Annotated in this window: 2 protein-coding genes; one reads left to right on the top strand and one right to left on the bottom strand. The window is 48.7% G+C overall.

All coding sequences use genetic code 11. The features are described 5' to 3' along the window. Positions 1 to 702, top strand: a complete 702-nt coding sequence (locus tag R8O70_RS25595) for a type II secretion system protein N (protein ID WP_080262719.1) — start codon at positions 1 to 3, stop codon at positions 700 to 702. A gap of 286 nt (positions 703 to 988) precedes the next feature. Here the strand turns inward: R8O70_RS25595 and R8O70_RS25590 are convergent. Then, positions 989 to 1,242 (bottom strand): 3'(2'),5'-bisphosphate nucleotidase CysQ (locus R8O70_RS25590; RefSeq protein ID WP_318184510.1); only part of this gene is annotated, 254 nt, incomplete at its 5' end.

The raw sequence follows: 1,242 nt of genomic DNA, 5'->3' as shown, positions 1-1,242 counted from the left end.
ATGGGGTTACCTGTTTCTTGGGTTCTCCAGCAAGCCCCCACTGTGAAAGGGCTAGACATACAAGGTGCTCACGGTTCCGTTTGGCAAGGTCAGGCTTCTAGCGTGCGTTGGCAGCGTCAAAACCTAGGGCAAGTGAATTGGGATTTCCAATGGTCTAGCTTGTTTACCGGCAAAGCCGAATTTTCGGTACGTTTTGGGCGCGGCAGCGATATGAACATTCGCGGTCGAGGTTTAGTTGGATACAGTCTCAGCGATGGCCCTTACGCGGAAAATTTGGTGGCGTCGATCCCGGCATCGAAAGCCGTCGAACAAGCGCGCCTGCCGGTGCCTGTTAGTGTTGATGGCCAGCTGGAGTTGAACATTCGTCATGCGACTTACGCAGCTCCGTGGTGTAAAACTGGTGAAGGCACATTGGTTTGGAGTGCCAGTGGCATTCAAAGTCCAGTGGGAAGCTTAGAGCTCGGCCCTGTTATTGCTGATTTGAAATGCCAAGATAGCGTGCTAACTGCATCAGGTGAGCAAACCAGTACGCAAGTTTCCTCGGCGTTTTCAGCGGAGCTGATGCCGAATCAACGCTATTCAACGAAAGCATGGTTTAAGCCTGGCGCAGATTTCCCATCAAGTATGGGGGAGCAGTTGAAATGGCTTGGACAGCCAAACGCACAAGGCCAATACGAGTTTGACTACAAAGGCCGATTCTAATCTCGAGCCAACGTAATACAGAAAAGAGCTGCCAATGTGCAGCTCTTTTTGCTTTTGGATCATAGTAGGCCAAACCCTCTATTCGCTGTACGTAAATAAATGAGGGACAAGGATGATTATTTAAGTGTTTGTATTTTAATGGAATTATGTGATTTTGTGCAGTTTAATTAGCTTTAGGTATATGGTAGGTCAAATACTGTTAAAGCTGCTCATGCGGGGAAAAGAAAAGGCCGTGAACGGAATTCACGGCCTAATGATATAAGTTGAGTTACGCAAGTATAAGTATTTAATCTTTGCGTTGCAGGATGTCATCCCAAGGCAAATCCGTATCGCCCAGAACGATAAAGTTCGGGTTCTCTAGCGTTTCCCGTTCGTTGTAAGACAAAGGTTCGAGGTGAGTGCTGAGAATGCGTCCGCCGGCTTCTTCCACGATGCATTGCGTTGCTGCTGTATCCCATTCGCCAGTAGGGCCCAAACGTAAATAGCAATCGACCGCTCCTTCCGCCACCAAACACGCTTTTAACGCCGCAGAACCGAGAG

Source organism: Vibrio sp. 779(2023) (assembly GCF_033344285.1).
Taxonomy (GTDB): domain Bacteria; phylum Pseudomonadota; class Gammaproteobacteria; order Enterobacterales; family Vibrionaceae; genus Vibrio; species Vibrio alginolyticus.
The sequence above is the reverse complement of the archived record's forward strand: the minus strand, read 5'-3'. Positions and strand labels throughout refer to the sequence as shown.